The organism is Paraburkholderia translucens (assembly GCF_020881035.1).
Taxonomy (GTDB): Bacteria; Pseudomonadota; Gammaproteobacteria; order Burkholderiales; family Burkholderiaceae; genus Paraburkholderia; species Paraburkholderia translucens.
Genome location: NZ_JAJITC010000008.1, coordinates 164,510 through 181,660, shown reverse-complemented (window position 1 = coordinate 181,660; position 17,151 = coordinate 164,510). Strand labels below are relative to the sequence as shown.

The following is a 17,151-nucleotide window of genomic DNA, read 5'->3' as shown; positions in this document are numbered from 1 at the left end:
GGCGGCGTCTTTACGCTTACCGCCGGTTAGAGAATGGACGACCCGACTGGATCTTCTGCGGCCTGGCAGCCGCGCAATAAGCGTCATTCGGCGTCGTCTGACACCCGCCAGCACCGGGAAGGACAGGAAAACTTCATGAAGCGCACTACTCTTTTTCTCGCAGCGGCAATCTCCGCTGTCTGTGCTTCGAGCGCGGCTTTCGCTCACGCGGACATAGGCGTTAATGCATGCGGCGGGGTGTGTGCACCGTCCGCAAGTCTCCACTCAGAAGTATGACTGCAGTGTGCCGCGCCGACGAACATCGAGGGTCGCACAATGGAAGGTGCCGCCGAACGGCCCATAACTGATGAACGCACACGGAATCGGCTCGAATCCCCAAGTCCTGAACGCCTTTATCAGCGACACCTGGGACGCGTCGACGATCACGCGCTTTTCGTCGAGCATCAACGTGTTGACACTGGTCCAGGGACTGCACATCGAAACTTTCGACATGACCCCGGGGACCGGATCGGGGCGTGGCGCGACCAGCACGTCCCAGCGCTTCAGGATCGGTGGGAGCCGGTCAACGTCGATATAGTCCGGGTTGACCAGCACCTTGCCCGGACACAATGGACTGAGGCACGAATCGATATGCATGGGCTGACGGCAACGGGTCTCGATCTCGTGAATGTGAAAGCCGTCGCCGAGATGGCGCCGGAGCCATTCGATGCCGGCCCGGTTCGTGACGTTGGAGCGGGTGACGAACAGGTCGCGGCCGCAGCGCGCGAAATCGGCGGCGTCGAACAACGGCTCGAACTCGGTGACGATGTAGCGCAACGGCTCAGCCGTCTGCGGGATGCCGTAGCGGTAATCGAATAGCTCGTCGGTCAACTGCGGCCGCGGCGCAGCGACCCAGCGAGCGCCGTTGCGAAAGTACTCCTCGAATAGCGCACGGTACGCTTCGCCCTCGAAGTAGCGGGAACGCCAGCACATCGGCGTTTCGATGATCTCGTCGCCGATCACCAGGTATCCGTCACGCGGGCAGGACACGCAAATCCCGCGGCTAGACCGGCATGGCGTGCGGAAGCGGGCGCGATGGTCGACGACGTCGGGCCGGCGAACCATCACGCCTTCTCCTTCCAGGAGGCGGACGAACGCGTCGAATTCCTTCTGCGCCTGATCGAATATCCACTTCGGGTAGTGCCGGCCAGCGAAAAGACGATGCAGCCTCGCCGTGAAGCCCGGCACGTTGGCAGTAACTGTGACGTGGTATGGAGGAATGACGGCTGCGTCGGGCCGTCCGACGATGACCTCTTCGAGCGGGTCCCACTCGTTCCACGAATTGACCGGCTTGCTGCCTCCGGATGTCCGATCAGGTGGCAGCGAAACGGTTAAGGCTGGCTTGACCTGAATATCGATCGTAGATCCCGTCGGTCGCTCGTCGGCGAAGCGAACTTCCGAATGAACCCGTGATCCGGTTACGTCGGCCGACACGGCCCCCACCCGGCGGCGCAACAGCAGGCGTCGCGTCTCGGTGAGATGCCAGGCCAATAGCCCCGGCAGGCCCAGCGCGACGTCGGGTACGCGCTTGACCAGCGACAGCGCAAGCGCAATCTCCGCAGGCAGCCCGTAGATGTGGCCAAGCAGCAGGAAACCGCCCTCCTGAACGCCGATGGCGCCCGGCACGGGGAAGGCCGCATCGCGCACCGCCTGGCCGATGCTTTCCAGCACCAACGCCTGCGCGAGAGTTGGTTCGGCGCCCATGCACGTCAGCGCGATCCATACCTCCGCGACTCCGCAAAGCCAGGCCGCCAGGTGGGCGAAGAGGGCACTCAGCATGGCCATCCTGTTCGCGTGGATGCGCTGCAGGTTGTCGTGCAGCCGGATCTCGCTGCCGAACGACGCCTTCGACCAACGCAGTACCGCGAGCATGCCGCGCTCGACCAGATCGAACAGGCGCAAGCGTTGTGCGACGTAGAAGCCGACGAGCGCCGCCGCTGCGATCAGCAGGCCGGTCGCCAGCCACTGTGCCATCGCGCCTGCGCGACCGTCGGCAACGAGCAGCCCCACCCCCGCGACTGTAAACAGGAACTGGGCGAAAGCCTGAATCAGCAGGTCTACGAGAATTGATGCGCCGGCAAGGCCACCGGCCACACCCCAGAAGGTCAAGAGCCGCGCGCCGATCAGATCGCCACCGAACGACGCTACCGGTAGCAGCACGTTGATCGCCTCTCGCACCCAGCGCAGAAACACGAACAGCCCGAACCCCCGCTGCACGAGCGGGCGAACGAGGCAACCCCAGGCCACGCCAGTCAACCCCATGATGCCGGCGCGAATCGCCACGATGACGGCGATGCCCCAACCGACGCGGGCTATGGCACGCAGCACGAGCGCTGCATCGTTGGCGACGACCAGCGCAACGGCTGCGATGAGTCCACAGGAAGTCACGACGATCGTACCAATCGCGATACTCCAGCTCTTCTTCGCCGCGGCAATGTCTGTTTGAGTTTCGAACAAACGACCTCCTACAGGCCGACAGTCTTGCGCCAGTAGCCCCGCTTGCGGTCAATCGAGCTTATTCGTTCTGTGCTGCCAAACGGCGTGCGCCGGTCCGCCCTGCTAACGAGGTCAGCGACGCCCGAGGCAATTCCTCCACGGCAAGCGCCCACAGCGAATACGCAACGCCGCGCTGGAACAACGAACTAACGGCAGCGCGAAACTCGCCCCTGCCCAGCGCGTACGCCGACTCCGTCACTGCAATGGCGCCATGCATCAGGACGCTGGCATGCCGGTAGCACCCCATCATGCAGTCGTTGCAGGGCTCCCGATTGTCGGGCAGCCGGTCGAGGTCGAACACGGAGCCCATCGGCTCAGGCCACGCTTCGCAACGCCAGATATCGAGGTTCCAGTCGATATAAAAATACTTGCTGCCACCGATACAGGGAATTAGTTGCTGTTCGCCGCGCACGAACCGCGCGACCTCGGCCAGCGCAGCGCTCGGGTCCATCACACGGAAACGCTTTTTGAGTTGCGCAATCGCGCTCAACGCTTCGAGCAATTCGGCAGGGCTTAGGTCGACGAGCGTCGAATTTTCGTCGTAAACAAGCGATGAGGAACCGAACGCCTCGCGTCTTGGATAGGAAAAAACGGCGCTATCGAAGCCAAGCCGGCTGAGCGTTTCGGGAAGCAGTTCGTAACGAACCAGACGGCTCACTGTAATCGATGCGCAGACCTCGATGCCGAAGGTATGCGCCTGAGCGATACCCTCGCGGATGCGGGCCTCCAGACCGCGCAGGCCGCGGTTGTGCTCATGCTCGCGCATGTCCGCACTATCGATGGAGATCAGAAGACGCTTGAGGCCGGCCGCCGCCAGTTCCTTGATGTGGCGGGGAAGAAACCAGCCGTTCGTGATCACGCCGCACTGGATGCCGGCCTTGGTGGCCGACGCCACGAGCGATGCGATCTCGGGGTGAACCAGCGGTTCGCCTCCCTGCAGCGTCATGTAACGAATACGGCGTCGGCGCAGGATCGGCAGCGCACGCGCGAACTCGTCAGGGTCGAGATAGCGTCGCGGGCCCGCCAGCTTCTTTTCGCGCGAGAACCCGCAGAAGTCGCACGCGGCATTGCAAACGTTCGTTATCGATACATCACAGACCGCAGGAAGTGGATTCCTTGGCTCGCTTCCGGCAGCTTCTGCGTGCCGAAGATTTCGCCACTTGATGGTCCGCTCAGTCGTATCCATGAAACCCTCACCGTCTGTTGACGAATCCGGCACGAACCTTCGTAGGATACACGCCACGCGAGACGGCGATTCAATTTCGCCCATACTACCGGGGGTGAGGCGGCCAGCCGCGGCGTCCGCGAGCGGCGGCGCAGAGCAGCTCAATCTGGCATTCGCAGCCGCCCGCCATTGGCCGATTCTGTCGAACGAATGTCGCTCTGGTTTGGGGACGCAGGCTCTGGCAGCCTTCTTTCCAGAATCGTCCCATCTATCGCAACTTCGAGGAGGTTCCCCCTGATGACGTTCCGCACCGTCGCGCTCGCCGCAACCACTGCTGCGCTCACGCTCGCCGGCACGACCGCCACCCTGACCGCTCGAGCCCAAACCCCGGCCGCGTCCGACAGCCAATGGCGCGCCAGCTCAATCATGCTCGCGACGTTGCTGCAGGACGGCTACAAGATCGTCGCCGTCGTCAACACGAGCCCGACCGAGACGATCTTCGTGCAGCGCGATCAGAGCGCGTTCAAATGCATCGATCCACAGCAGCCGGATGCAAAAGCGAAAACCTCGGCGGCGCCGGGCTGTTACGAGCTGGTACCGCCGAGCGGCGCCGCGGCCGCCTCGGAATCCCGATAACGTGATTTGAAGCGCGAGCCGAACACCACCCCGGCTCGCGCGAGCGGCCTCGACGTCGCGCAAACACCGCGACGCTTCAGCGGTCCACCAGCCGGCTCAGATTGCCGCGCACCCGCTGCAAAAGCGCGATCAGCTGCGCCGCTTCATCATCGCTGAAGCCGTTTAGCGCTTCGAGCGCAACTTCGTCGCCGACCTTGCGCGCCTTGCCGAGCGTGCGCTCGGCTTTCGGCGTCATGCGCACCTGGCGCTCGCGACGGTCCTGCGGATTCGCAGCCCGCACGATCCAGCCGCCCTCTTCCATCCGGTCGAGCAGCCGGCCCGCCGAGATCGGGGCGACCTCGAGCAGATCCGCGAGCCGCGCCTGATTGATGTCGCCGTAGTGGCCGAGATAGGCCAACACGCGGCACTGCGCGCGCGTCAGATCGACCGACGACTTCGCGAGATCGTCGAAACGCTTGCCCGAGAGGCGGCCAACTTCGTAAATGAGAAAGCCGAAGCGCTCTTCGAATTGAGTTTTCATGCGCGGATTATACGGAAGCGCTCCGGCTTGCAGCGCGACTGCGCTTCCTCCCGAACGTCAGAACAACCCCCGCTAGCGCAAACCGGCGCATCCGATATACTAAGCATGCTTACTATATCGACGATTCCCTCCCTTCATGTCTTCCGCCTCCACGCCGGCAAGCGCCGCCGCGCCGCTCAACCGGCCGATGATCACGATCTCGATCATGCTCGCGACGCTGATTCAGACGCTGGACAGCACGATCGCCAACGTCGCGCTGCCGCATATGCAAGGCACGCTTTCCGCGTCGCAGGACGAGATCACGTGGGTGCTCACCTCCTATATCGTCGCCGCCGCGATCGCGACGCCGCTTACCGGCTGGCTGTCGGATCGCCTCAGCACGAAGCGGCTGCTGCTGATTGCGATCAGCGGCTTCACCGTGGCGTCCGCGCTGTGCGGACTCTCGGAGACACTGCCGCAGATCGTCGTGTCGCGCCTGCTGCAGGGGGTCTTCGGCGCGTCGCTGGTGCCGCTGTCGCAATCGATCCTGCTCGACATCAACCCGCGCGAAAAGCAGGGTCAGGCGATGGCCGTGTGGGGCATGGGCGTGATGGTCGGCCCGATCCTCGGTCCGACGCTTGGCGGCTGGCTGACCGATAGCTACAACTGGCGCTGGGTGTTCTTCATCAACGTGCCGATCGGCGCGTTCGCGCTGTTCGGCGTCGCAACCTTCCTGCCGACGCGCGAACCGAAACACCACGTGAAGTTCGACGCGTTCGGCTTCGTCACGCTCGCCCTCGCGATCGGCGCGTTGCAGGCGATGCTCGATCGCGGCGAGCAACTCGACTGGTTTTCGTCGACCGAGATCGTGATCGAGGCGCTCGTCGCGGCGACCAGCTTTGCGTTTTTTCTCGTGCACACGGCGACGGCGGGCAAGGATTCGTTCTTCAAGTACCGGTTGCTGAAGGACCCCAACTTCGCGACCGGCACGTTCTTCATCTTCGTGATCGGCGCGGTGATGTACGCGACGCGCGCGCTGTTGCCGCCGATGCTGCAAAACCTGATGGGGTACCCGGTCGCGACCACGGGCCTCGTCACCGCGCCTAGCGGCGCGGGCACGATGGTCGCCATGCTGATCGCCGGCCGGCTGCTAAGACGTGTCGATGCGCGGCTGCTACTGCTCTGCGGCTTCGTGATTTCGGCGTTCGCGCTGTGGCAGATGATGCATTACACGATCGTGCTGTCGGCGTCGAACATCGTGTGGCCCGGCGTGATCCAGGGCTTCGGGCTCGGCCTTGTGTTCGTGCCGCTGTCCACGCTGACTTTTTCGACGCTGTCGCCGGAACTGCGCGCGGACGGCACCGCGACCTACAGCCTGATGCGCAACATCGGCAGCAGTATCGGCATCTCGATCGTGCAGACGCTGATGACGCGCAACACGCAAATCTCGCACGCGGACCTCGCGGCGAACATCACCGCGTTCAATCCGGTGATCCAGCCTATGCTCGGCAGCGGCTCGAGCTATGACATCGCGGCGCTGAACGCGTCGATCACGCAGCAGGCGGCGATGGTCGCCTATCTGGACGACTTCAAGCTGATGTTCATGGCGACGCTGCTCGTCATTCCGTTGCTGCTGCTGATCCGTCCGTCGCGCAAGGCGCCCGATGCATCGATTGCACACGCGGCAATGGATTGAGATCGAGTACGGCGACGCCGGCCTCAGCTTTCGATTCGCCCGCGCGTCACGCCGAGCAATGACGCCATCGCCGTGCGCGCCGCTGCGGCATCGCGCGCGCGGATCGCGTCGAACACCGCCGTGTGCTCGGCGAGCGACGCGTTGAACACACCGGCGCGTTTCGCATTGAGCCGCAACTGCGCCTCGAGCGTGCGCTCGATCAACGCACCGAGTGGAATCAGCAATTCGTTGCTGCACGCGTTGAGCACGCTCAGGTGAAACTCCAGGTCCGCGCGCACCCATTCGTCCACGTTGCGCGCCGCCGCCATCGCGGCATGCGCGGCCGCGAGCGCGCGCAACGTCTCGGCGGTGTACGCGTCGGCCGCGAGGCCGGCGGCGTACGGCTCGATCATCTCGCGCATCTCCTGAAGCTTCAGAGCGAACGCCATCGGCTCGGCGACTCGCGAGTACCAGTCGAGAAGATCGGCATCGAGCAGATTCCACGCGGACTTCTGACGCACGCGCGTACCGACGCGCGGCCGCGATGCGATCAGCCCTTTCGATGTCAGCGTGCGCAGCGCCTCGCGCAGCACCGTCCGGCTCACGTCGAACCTCTCCATCAGCTCGGCTTCGCGCGGCAGGATCGAGTCCGGCGCGTAGTCGCCGCGCAGAATCGCAGTTGCGAGCAGTTGGGCGACTCGCCCGTGCAAATCGTGCTGAATGGCTTTCTCCTCGCGGCTGGTGGCGTCGTGGCACCCGGTTTGACCACTATGTGGCAAATAATACTATTAATAGTACTTTAATGCGCTTTGTTGTAGCATGGGATTCCCGAATCTACGAATGCGCGCTGACCGCAAGAAGAGACACTCACCATGAAAATCACGAAGCTCGAAACCTTCATCGTCCCGCCGCGCTGGTGCTTCCTGAAAATCGAGACCGACGAAGGCATCGTCGGTTGGGGCGAGCCGGTGGTGGAAGGCCGCGCGCATACGGTCGCCGCGGCCGTCGAGGAACTGTCCGACTATCTGATCGGCAAGGACCCGCTTCTGATCGAGGATCACTGGCAGGTGATGTACCGCGCGGGCTTCTATCGCGGCGGCCCGATCACGATGAGCGCGATCGCCGGCGTCGATCAGGCGCTGTGGGACATCAAGGGCAAGCATCATGGCGTGCCCGTGCATGCGCTGCTCGGCGGCCAGGTGCGCGACAAGATCAAGGTGTACTCGTGGATCGGCGGCGACCGTCCGAGCGATGTCGCCAACAACGCGCGCGCGGTAGTCGAACGCGGCTTCAAGGCCGTCAAGATGAACGGCTCGGAAGAGTTGCAGATCATCGACACGTTCGACAAGGTGCAAGGCGTCATCAACAACGTCGCGGCGGTGCGCGAGGCGGTCGGGCCTAACATCGGCATCGGCGTGGACTTTCACGGCCGCGTGCACAAGCCGATGGCGAAGGTGCTCGCCAAGGAACTCGATCCGTACAAGCTGCTGTTCATCGAGGAGCCGGTGCTCTCCGAGAACGCCGAGGCGCTGCGCGACATCGTCAACCAGACCAACACGCCGATCGCGCTCGGCGAGCGTCTGTATTCGCGCTGGGACTTCAAGCACATCCTGTCGGGCGGCTACGTCGACATCATCCAGCCGGACGCGTCGCACGCGGGCGGCATCACCGAGTGCCGCAAGATCGCCGCGATGGCCGAAGCCTACGACGTCGCGCTCGCGCTGCATTGCCCGCTCGGCCCGATCGCGCTCGCAACCTGTTTGCAGATCGATGCGGTGAGCTACAACGCGTTCATCCAGGAACAGAGTCTCGGCATCCACTACAACCAGGGCAACGACCTGCTCGACTACATCCGCAACCCGGAAGTCTTCAGGTACGAAGACGGCTTCGTGTCGATTCCGCAGGGCCCGGGACTCGGCATCGAGGTCAACGAAGAAAAGGTGCGCGAGATGGCGAAGGTCGGTCATCGCTGGCGCAATCCGGTGTGGCGTCACGCGGACGGCAGCGTCGCCGAGTGGTGATCTGAGCGGTTGAGCGAAGCAGGCGGAATGCTGCCGGCCGGCGGCGTTCCTGCCACCTTGCGCGACGTTTGTTCGGTATCGGACAGACGCATCGCCTGCGCCTTGCTGCAATGCATGCAAACCACACATGCATCGGGCACGGCCATGGGCGAATTCCTTCCTGACTATCTGATCCGCGAACAGGCGGCGGTCGGCGCGCTGGCCGCGTTCGGCGTGCTGCGCGTCATCGGCGCGATGCTCGCGTACGAGCGCGGATGGAGCATCGCGGTGGTCGGGAGATGCTTTCTCGCCGCGGCGGTGCTGTACTGCCTGCCGCAGGTCTTCGATCTGCTCACGCAGATGGCCGGCTCGCACGCGGCCGGCGCCGAACTCGAAGGCAAGGCCGCGGGCTGCGCGATCGCGCTATTCTGCGCGCCGATTCTCGGTCATCGCCTCGGCTTCGAGTAAGCGGCCGTCAGGCATCCGTCGACGCGTCGCTCAAACACGCATGCCGCGCCGCGCGTTCAACCGAGCGCCGCGAACGCCGGCACGGTATGCGACAGCGCAGCCGCGACGACGAACACGCCGATCATCACGAGCGCTTCCAGATACATCACGTTGACGAAGGTGTGCGCATCCGTGGTCGACGCGGTGCGGCGCAGGCGCGGCAACGCGGAGGTCCGGTTCAGCCCGCCGAGCACGAGGGCGAGCGCGACGAGCACGAGTTTCAATGTCAGCACATGCCCCCACGTGCTCGCATGGACCGCCTCGAACGTACCGCCCGAGCCGCGCACCGCATTGAAGACACCGGACAGCAATACCAACCCGACCGCGACGATCGACACGTTCGACACCTGGGTCGCCGTGCGGATCAGCATGCCGCGCGCCGTCGATGCGCCGAGCGCCGGCAGCACTGCAAGGCCGGAGGCCATCGCGAGTCCGCCCCATACGCTCGTCGCGAGCACGTGCAGCGTCTGCATGCCGATTGCAGCCGACACGACGCCTGCATCGGTCGCATGACCGAGCGACGCCTTGCCCGCGGCAATCGCGAGCACCGCAAGCCACACCAGGGTATTGCGCAGCATGCCCGAGCCGTGGCTCAGCGCGGTCCCGAGCAACACCAGTGCGCCGCCGAACGCGATACTCCAGCCGTAGCCGACGTGAGTTTGGGTCAACACCGTCGGGACCATGCCGAACGCCGCGGGCAACGTGACGCCGCTCATCGAGGCCGCCTGATACAGGAGCCAGCCGAGATCGGCAAGCACCAACACGATGGTCGCCGCGAGCATCGACCGTTGCGCCCGCATCCAGCCGGGGCGCGCCGGCGACGTGCCTGCTCGTCCGTCCTTCGCGAGCCATGCGTCGAGCAGTGCCGAGCCGACGGCGAAGCCGAACGCGACGTTCATGAGCGCGGCCATTGCGACCTGCCCGATTCCCAGTCCGTCGAAGTTCATTTGACGTTGAACGCGAAGTCGCCTTGCGTACGATGGCCGTCGGTGGCCACCGCGACCCAGTGCACCGCATAGCGGCCGCTCGTCAGTTGAGGCAGCGCGAGGCGCATCACGCGAGCGTCCGAGCTGTCCACCGTCGAGGTGCTCGTCGTCGCGGGCTTGCCGCTGGCGCCGGCAAGCGTAATCCGGCTGAACGCGGGCTCGAGCGGCTCGGTGAAATGAATCGTCACGTCGGCAGGCCCGACGGCGTCGGCGTTCGCTGCCGGCACGCTCGAGATCAGATGCGCATGCGCGAACGCGGTGGACGACATGGCCAGCGCCACCGCGCCGGACATCAACGCACGCAGCGTCGACGAGGAAAAATCGAATAGCTTCATGTAGGGCCGATAGCGGATCAGAACGAATGGAACATGGCCGGACCGGCGAGGCGCGTCGTCTCGACGACGGCCGGCGAGCCCCGAAGTGTACGCTTCGATGGCGCGCGCGGGGATCGGTTCAACCCGGCTCGATCGAATGCGTTGCGTGACATCACGCTTGCCGCGGCGACACTGCGATCATCTTCGGGTGACAGTAGGCGTTGACCACGACACATGTCTCAAGAGAAGTCCTAAATCGGCGAACCGCGCCGCACTGTCGCATGGCGGTCACACCTTGAACGGTCTCTCATGCGGCAAATAGTCACCATTACCCTTCGATGATAGAATGCTGCGTCGCCGCAGCGACGGCTGTCCTTCACACCGAGCCGCCCGAAGTTCGGTCAGGTCCCCGATTCTGATGGAGTTACGCGTGTCTTCAAGACGCCTCTTCCGCCCGTTGCTTGCCATTCTGTTGATCGGCACCGCGGGTGTCTACAGCGCTGCGAAAGCGCAGACTCAACCGAAGGCCCCTGACACGATGGAAGCGCGCGTGCAAGGCTGCACAGCCTGCCACGGCTCACATGGGCAAGGCACCGACAACGACTACTTCCCGCGCCTCGCGGGCAAACCGGCGGGATATCTGTTCAATCAGTTGCAGAACTTCCGTGAAGGGCGCCGCAAGTACCCGCCCATGAACTACCTCGTCACGTATCTCTCCGACGACTACCTCCATCAGATCGCCACTTTCTTCTCGCAGCAGCGCCCGCCGTATCCGGCGCCGGCCACGCCCACGGTATCGACCGCCACGCTCGCGCGCGGTCAGCAGATCGTGCTGCAAGGCGATGCATCGAAGCAGGTGCCCGCTTGCGCGGCTTGCCATGGCAAGGCGCTGACCGGTATGGAACCGGCCATCCCGGGTCTCGTCGGTCTGCACGCCGACTACATCAGCGCGCAGTTGGGCGCATGGCGCTCGGGTACGCGTCGCGCCATTGCGCCGGACTGCATGCACACCATCGCCACGCGCCTGAGCGACGAAGACGTGAACGCGGTCGCGGCCTGGCTTTCCACGCAGCACGCTCCGCAAAACCCCGTGCCGGCTCCGGCCCGCTCCTTGAAGACTCCGCTTGCCTGCGGCAGCGCACCGCAATAAGGCGCCGGGAGAGACATTCAAATGAAACGCAAGTCTTTGTTCGCCCTCTCGGCAGTCATCGTGGTCGCGGCTGCCGCACTCGTTCCCGTCCTCTGGTCGGGCGGCGACAATCTGCATGGCAGCGGCGCGGCCGTGGCGGCAACGCCCGCGGACCAGGCCGACCTGATCAAGAAAGGCGAGTACCTCGCCCGCGCCGGCGACTGTATCGCCTGCCACACGGTGCGCGGCGGCCAGCCGTTCGCCGGCGGCCTGCCGATGGCCACGCCGTTCGGCACGATGTTCACGCCGAACATCACGCCGGACGACCAGTACGGCATCGGCAAGTGGACTCAGGACGACTTCTATCGCGCGATGCACACGGGCCGCTCGAAGGACGGCAGCCTGCTGTATCCGGGCTTCCCGTTCACGAGCTACACGAAGGTCACGCGCGCCGACTCCGACGCGATCTACGCGTACCTGCGCTCGGTCGCGCCGGTCAACGTGCCGAGCCGTCCGCACGAACTGAAATTCCCGTTCAACCAGCGCAACATGCTGATCGGCTGGCGCACGCTGTTCTTCCGTGAAGGCGAGTTCAAGCCGGATCCGACCAAGTCGGTCGAATGGAACCGCGGCGCATATCTGGTCGAGGGTCTCGGTCACTGCGGCATGTGCCACACGTCGATCAATGCAATGGGCGGCCCGGTCAGCTCGGCGGCCTTCGCGGGTGGTCTGATTCCGCTGCAGAACTGGTATGCGCCGTCGCTGACGTCGAACAGGGAAGCAGGCCTTGGCGACTGGGACCTGCAGGACATCGCCGATCTGCTCAAGACCGGCGTGTCGAACCGCGGCGCGGTGTTCGGTCCGATGGCCGAAGTGGTTCACAACAGCCTGCAATATCTGACGACTGAAGACATCAACGCGATGGCGACGTACCTGAAAACGATTCCGCAGAAGAGCGAAGCACCGGAACCGTTGCAGCTTGAAACCTCGGAGAAGTTTGGCGGCGAACTGTTGAAGCAAGGCCAGAAGATCTACACCGACAGGTGTGCGAAGTGCCACGCGGACAACGGTCTCGGCATGCCGCCGGCGTTCCCGCCGCTCGCGAACAACCAGTCGATCCAGATGCCGTCGGCGGTCAACCCGATCCGCATGGTGCTGAACGGTGGTTATCCGCCGAGCACGGACGCGAACCCGCATCCGTATGGCATGCCGCCGTTCGCGCAGTCTCTGTCGAATCAGGAAGTGGCGGCGGTCGTGACGTTCATCCGGATGTCCTGGGGCAACCACGGCACGGCCGTGTCGCCGCAGCAAGTGGCCGAGCTGCGTTCGGCACCGCTCGACTGAGCAGCGTTTGATGCACCCGGGGCGCGGCCTGCGAATTTCGCGGCCGCGCCCTTCGTTTTTTCAAGACCGGTATCATATGGGTCCGTTTGTGTTGGTGGTCACCTTCGGGTGACCGTGCAGGAGAACTGAGCCGTGCCCGTTGGTGAGCGCTTGAACAGCATTACCCATCTCGTCGGCGCCGTGCTGTCGGTGGTGGGGCTGGCGACGCTCGTCACGATGGGCGCGCTCGCCGGGGATGCGTACAAGGTGGTGAGCTTCAGCGTGTATGGTGCGATGCTGTTCGTGCTGTATGCGATCTCGACGCTGTATCACAGTGTGAGCCATCCGCGTCTGAAGGCGATTCTGCAGAAATGCGATCACTCGGCGATCTACCTGCTGATCGCCGGCAGCTACACACCATTCACGCTCGTCACCTTGCGTGGACCGTGGGGCTGGTCGCTATTCGGCGTGAGCTGGGGGCTTGCCGCCCTCGGCATCGTGCAGGAACTCACGCTCGGGCGACGCACCCGCAGCGTGTCGATGGTGCTGTATGTATTGATGGGATGGCTCGCGCTCGTAGCCGTCCGCCCGCTGGTGCAGGCATTGCCGGCCGCGGGAACCGCGTGGCTCCTGGCCGGCGGCGTCATTTATAGCGCTGGCATCTATTTCTTCATCAACGACGAGCGCATCCGCCACGGACATGGTATCTGGCACCTGTTCGTACTGGCGGGCAGTCTGTGTCAATTCGTCAGTGTCGCGCGTTATGTCGCGTGACAATCCACGGCGACGAAATGCAACTTAAGGCCAGTCGACGTGTCTGCATAGCGCGTTGAAACATCCGGCACATCTGTGAGCGTGCCGCCGATTTCTCCGTGAACGGAACCGGGCTTCGGCCTCGCACACGCCATGCGGGCGTGTCGATGCCGTGCCGGTCTTTCCGCGTTGGGGTCCGTTGCCCGCGCGGGGCCGTTCGCGAAACTGCATTGCAAAGAACTTTTATGTCTTTTGATTCCCTCGGCTTGTCCGAACCGCTGGTCCGCGCTGTCAATGAACTCGGCTACACGAGCCCGACCCCGATCCAGACTCAGGCGATTCCCGCCGTGCTCAACGGCGGCGACCTGCTCGCCGGCGCGCAAACCGGCACCGGCAAAACCGCCGGCTTCACTCTGCCGATCCTGCAGCGTCTGAATTCCATGCCGCCGCCCGCCGGCGGCAAGCGCGTCGTGCGCGCGCTGATCCTCACGCCCACGCGAGAACTCGCCGCCCAGGTCGAAGAAAGCGTGCGTGCGTACGGCAAGTATCTGAAGCTGAAATCGACCGTAATGTTCGGCGGCGTCGGCATCAATCCGCAGATCGATGCATTGAAGCGCGGCGTCGATATCGTCGTCGCGACGCCGGGCCGTCTGCTCGATCACATGCAGCAGAAGACCATCGACCTGTCGCATCTCGAGATTCTCGTACTCGACGAAGCGGACCGCATGCTCGACATGGGCTTCATCCACGACATCAAGCGCGTGCTCGCGAAGCTGCCGCCGAAGCGCCAGAACCTGCTGTTCTCGGCGACTTTCTCCGACGAGATCAAGGCGCTCGCCGACAGCCTGCTCGACTCCCCGGCGCTGATCGAAGTCGCGCGCCGCAACACGACGGCCGAAACGGTCGCGCAGAAGATTCATCCGGTCGATCGCGACCGCAAGCGCGAGCTGCTCACGCATCTGATTCGTCAGCACAACTGGTTCCAGGTGCTCGTGTTCACGCGCACCAAGCACGGCGCGAACCGCCTCGCCGAACAGCTGACGAAGGACGGCATCAGCGCGCTTGCGATTCACGGCAACAAGAGCCAGTCGGCGCGCACGCGCGCGCTCGCCGAGTTCAAGGACGGCACGCTGCAGGTGCTGGTCGCGACCGACATCGCGGCGCGCGGCATCGATATCGATCAGCTGCCGCACGTGGTCAACTTCGATCTGCCGAACGTCCCGGAAGACTACGTGCACCGCATTGGCCGCACGGGCCGCGCGGGCGCGACGGGCGAGGCGGTGTCGCTCGTCTGCGTCGATGAACTGCAGTTGCTGAAGGACATCGAGAAGCTGATCAAGCGTCCGGTCCCGCAGGAAGTCATCGCCGGTTTCGAGCCGGACCCGACCGCGAAGCCGGAGCCGATCCAGCGACGCGGTCAGGGCGGCGGCGGCCGTTCGCCGCGCCAGGAACAGGGCGCCGGGCGCCGTGGCGGTGGTGCTGGTGGTGGCGCTTCGGCCAAGCCGGCGCAAGGCTCCGGTCAGCGTACCGGACAAGGTACGGGTCAGCGCTCGAACCAGCATCCGTCGAACGGTCAGCCCGCGCCGCGCTCGCCAGGCGCGAAGCCGGCCGGCAACGGCGGCCAGCCGCGTCGCGATGCGCAGCGCCACGACGATCGGCCGCGTAGCGCAGCGCATGAGGGCAGCGCCGCGCACCATGCGCCGCGCAAGCAGCAGGGCAATCGTTCGCACAATGGCAATCCGGGCGCGTTGCTCGGCGGCGGTGTCAAGCGCAACGATGCGCCGCGTGGCGCGCAACCGTCGCGCAACGGCGAGCGCGGCCGTTAAGCGTCGCCGTGCCTGAAGGCTGCCGCTGTATCAGCCGTTAGTACTTCTCTGCTCGAAGACTAACGGCTGCTCGCGGCGGCGGCCCGCTTCAAACGCTCGACCTGCCGTTCCCATCGCTCGAGCACCGCACTCTCCTCTCCTTGCAGTTCGAACATGATGCCGCTGGTCAGGCGCGCATAACGGACGCTTTGCGCTTCCGCCGTGTCGATCGAGCCGAGCAGATAGACGAGACCGCTGTCGTCGCCGTCGACGCCGGGCAACGGCGCGACGCGCAACTGCACCTGATAGAACGCTGCATCCCAGACGAAGCTCAGCGCCGCGCGTCCGCTTTGCGCGATCGCGCGCGTCGCTCGGGCCTGCGGCCATAGTGCGACGCACAGCGTGCGCGAGTCGGGTGCATAGAGTTCGCCGACGCTCAACAGCGATGTGCGCACATGGCCGTTCGCATCGACGCTCAGCAGCGAGGCGGTGAAGCCCGCTTTATCACGAAGCGCCGACCCGTCGAACAGCGCGCGCACGTTGGCCGGCCATTCGTCGAATACGGTCTGTTCGAGCGGACGCGCGGACGCGAAGGAGTCGCTCATGGCATCGATCCATTCGAAGTGGTCTGTGAGGCTCAATCATGCCTCGAAAAAACCAATGCCCGCATGAGCGGGCGGGGCCGCTTCGTCAGGCGGTTGCGCCCGCGTCGCCGATGGATGGCGCAACGAAAGAACGCTCAGCGAAAGAACACGTGCTGGGTGATCTTCGCGAGCGGGTAATGCACGCCCGGTTGAATGCGCGCCGGCAGCTCCAGCGGCTTGAGCAGCATCTTCACGCACATATCGGCAGACAGATTGCGCCGCACCAGGGTATTGATGCGGGCGGCGCGCTCGCGGTTATATGCGCCGTCGTGCACGCGCTCCGGATAGCGAATCGCGAACACGTGCCGCAACGCGATCTCCGAATCTTCGTTCTTGATTTCCATCACGCGGCGCATCAACGCGCCGAGCACCGCCAGCCGGCCGTTGCCTTCGATGCGGTTGTACTTCTTGAAGTATCTGAAAAAGTGCTTGTAATGACGGACTTCGTCGGTGCGGATGTTGTCGGTGATCTGCTTGAGCACCGGCTCGTCCGAACACTCGTTGATCGCGCGATACAGCGTCGCGGTACCCGTTTCGACGACGCAACGCGCGACCATTTCGAGCGCGCGGGTCTTTTCGAAATCCTCGACCGAGCACGTGAGCGAATACTCGCCCATGAAATTGCGGAACGCGGTGTCCCAGTCGAACTCCGGCCACACATATCCGATATAGGTCTTCAGAGCCCGGCCGTGCTGCATTTCCTCAGGCTCCCACTCGTCGTTTAGCCAGGCAGAGACCTCGGGATCGTCGTTGAAAAACTTGCTCAGATTGCTGGTGTAGAGATCGGTGCCGCTTTCGATAAACGAAGCCGCGCACAGCAACAGCAGCAGGTCTTCGTTGACGGCGGCCTTCTGCCGGTCAATGCGCGTCAGATCGATGTCCTCGATCCGCCAGGGCATGACATGGTTCAGCTCTGTTTGCATCGTGTCTTGCTCCCATGCTGTCCCGACCCGTGGAGCGACTCGCAACTGCCCCCCGCGCTCGCCGTGATATTGCTCCGTGTCGGATACAACGCCGTGAATTAGAGTTGGGCCCTCGTACTCTGCATGTTAGCCGGAGATGTCCGACCATGCAGACCACACAGCACAGACCATGCCGCATCGACGCAGTTCCTGTTTCAGGATGGTCCAATGTTCCAACGGATTCGACGAAGTGCGCAAGGTGGACAAAATACCAGTTC

Annotated in this window: 16 protein-coding genes; 8 read left to right on the top strand and 8 right to left on the bottom strand. The window is 64.2% G+C overall.

Annotated elements, in window-relative coordinates:
• Window positions 1-264: 264 nt before the first annotated feature.
• Both LJ655_RS16955 and LJ655_RS16950 read right to left on the bottom strand, forming a co-directional pair.
• Window positions 265-2,496, bottom strand: coding sequence for a lysylphosphatidylglycerol synthase domain-containing protein (locus LJ655_RS16955; protein ID WP_230562401.1), 2,232 nt, complete (start codon window positions 2,494-2,496; stop codon window positions 265-267).
• Window positions 2,497-2,554: 58 nt separating this feature from the next.
• The gene (locus LJ655_RS16950; protein WP_230562400.1) at window positions 2,555-3,721 is read right to left on the bottom strand and encodes a radical SAM protein; all 1,167 of its coding nucleotides are present in this window, start codon (window positions 3,719-3,721) and stop codon (window positions 2,555-2,557) included.
• Between the two features lie 276 nt (window positions 3,722-3,997).
• Here LJ655_RS16950 and LJ655_RS16945 point away from each other — a divergent pair, with 276 nt between their 5' ends.
• Window positions 3,998-4,336, top strand: a complete 339-nt coding sequence (locus LJ655_RS16945) for a hypothetical protein (protein WP_230562399.1) — start codon at window positions 3,998-4,000, stop codon at window positions 4,334-4,336.
• Between the two features lie 76 nt (window positions 4,337-4,412).
• On the opposite strand, the gene LJ655_RS16940 is transcribed toward LJ655_RS16945, so the two are convergent.
• Window positions 4,413-4,856 carry a MarR family winged helix-turn-helix transcriptional regulator gene (locus tag LJ655_RS16940; RefSeq protein ID WP_230562398.1) on the bottom strand — a complete coding sequence of 148 codons (444 nt, stop codon included), beginning with the start codon at window positions 4,854-4,856 and terminating at the stop codon, window positions 4,413-4,415.
• A gap of 136 nt (window positions 4,857-4,992) precedes the next feature.
• Here LJ655_RS16940 and LJ655_RS16935 point away from each other — a divergent pair, with 136 nt between their 5' ends.
• Window positions 4,993-6,531, top strand: coding sequence for a DHA2 family efflux MFS transporter permease subunit (locus LJ655_RS16935; RefSeq protein WP_230562397.1), 1,539 nt, complete (start codon window positions 4,993-4,995; stop codon window positions 6,529-6,531).
• A gap of 23 nt (window positions 6,532-6,554) precedes the next feature.
• On the opposite strand, the gene LJ655_RS16930 is transcribed toward LJ655_RS16935, so the two are convergent.
• A complete protein-coding gene (locus LJ655_RS16930) occupies window positions 6,555-7,289 on the bottom strand; it encodes a FadR/GntR family transcriptional regulator (RefSeq protein WP_425605814.1) in 735 nt (244 codons plus the stop codon).
• A gap of 93 nt (window positions 7,290-7,382) precedes the next feature.
• Between LJ655_RS16930 and dgoD the strand changes: the two genes are divergently transcribed.
• Entirely contained in the window at window positions 7,383-8,531 is a 1,149-nt protein-coding gene (dgoD, locus tag LJ655_RS16925; RefSeq protein ID WP_230562395.1) for a galactonate dehydratase, read from the top strand.
• Between the two features lie 144 nt (window positions 8,532-8,675).
• Window positions 8,676-8,978 (top strand): hypothetical protein, encoded by a 303-nt coding sequence (locus LJ655_RS16920; protein WP_230562517.1) that lies wholly within the window; start codon window positions 8,676-8,678, stop codon window positions 8,976-8,978.
• A 56-nt stretch (window positions 8,979-9,034) separates the two neighbouring features.
• On the opposite strand, the gene LJ655_RS16915 is transcribed toward LJ655_RS16920, so the two are convergent.
• On the bottom strand, window positions 9,035-9,964 hold the full coding sequence (locus tag LJ655_RS16915) for a CopD family protein (RefSeq protein WP_230562394.1): 930 nt from the start codon (window positions 9,962-9,964) through the stop codon (window positions 9,035-9,037).
• Window positions 9,961-10,338 (bottom strand): copper homeostasis periplasmic binding protein CopC, encoded by a 378-nt coding sequence (copC, locus tag LJ655_RS16910; RefSeq protein ID WP_230562393.1) that lies wholly within the window; start codon window positions 10,336-10,338, stop codon window positions 9,961-9,963. Before copC ends, LJ655_RS16915 begins: the two co-directional genes overlap by 4 nt.
• Before the next feature lie 397 nt (window positions 10,339-10,735).
• On the opposite strand from copC, the gene LJ655_RS16905 reads away from it, so the two are divergent.
• The 4 genes from LJ655_RS16905 to LJ655_RS16890 all read left to right on the top strand — a co-directional run bounded on the left by LJ655_RS16905 (window position 10,736) and on the right by LJ655_RS16890 (window position 15,348).
• Window positions 10,736-11,467 carry a c-type cytochrome gene (locus tag LJ655_RS16905; protein WP_230562392.1) on the top strand — a complete coding sequence of 244 codons (732 nt, stop codon included), beginning with the start codon at window positions 10,736-10,738 and terminating at the stop codon, window positions 11,465-11,467.
• 21 nt (window positions 11,468-11,488) lie between these two features.
• Entirely contained in the window at window positions 11,489-12,790 is a 1,302-nt protein-coding gene (locus LJ655_RS16900) for a c-type cytochrome (protein WP_230562391.1), read from the top strand.
• A 132-nt stretch (window positions 12,791-12,922) separates the two neighbouring features.
• On the top strand, window positions 12,923-13,543 hold the full coding sequence (gene trhA / locus LJ655_RS16895; protein WP_230562390.1) for a PAQR family membrane homeostasis protein TrhA: 621 nt from the start codon (window positions 12,923-12,925) through the stop codon (window positions 13,541-13,543).
• Between the two features lie 224 nt (window positions 13,544-13,767).
• Entirely contained in the window at window positions 13,768-15,348 is a 1,581-nt protein-coding gene (locus LJ655_RS16890; protein ID WP_230562389.1) for a DEAD/DEAH box helicase, read from the top strand.
• Between the two features lie 59 nt (window positions 15,349-15,407).
• Here the strand turns inward: LJ655_RS16890 and LJ655_RS16885 are convergent, their stop codons facing one another.
• Both LJ655_RS16885 and LJ655_RS16880 read right to left on the bottom strand, forming a co-directional pair.
• Window positions 15,408-15,932, bottom strand: coding sequence for a hypothetical protein (locus LJ655_RS16885; protein ID WP_230562388.1), 525 nt, complete (start codon window positions 15,930-15,932; stop codon window positions 15,408-15,410).
• 134 nt (window positions 15,933-16,066) lie between these two features.
• Entirely contained in the window at window positions 16,067-16,894 is an 828-nt protein-coding gene (locus LJ655_RS16880) for a ferritin-like domain-containing protein (RefSeq protein ID WP_230562387.1), read from the bottom strand.
• Between the last annotated feature and the right edge of the window lie 257 nt (window positions 16,895-17,151).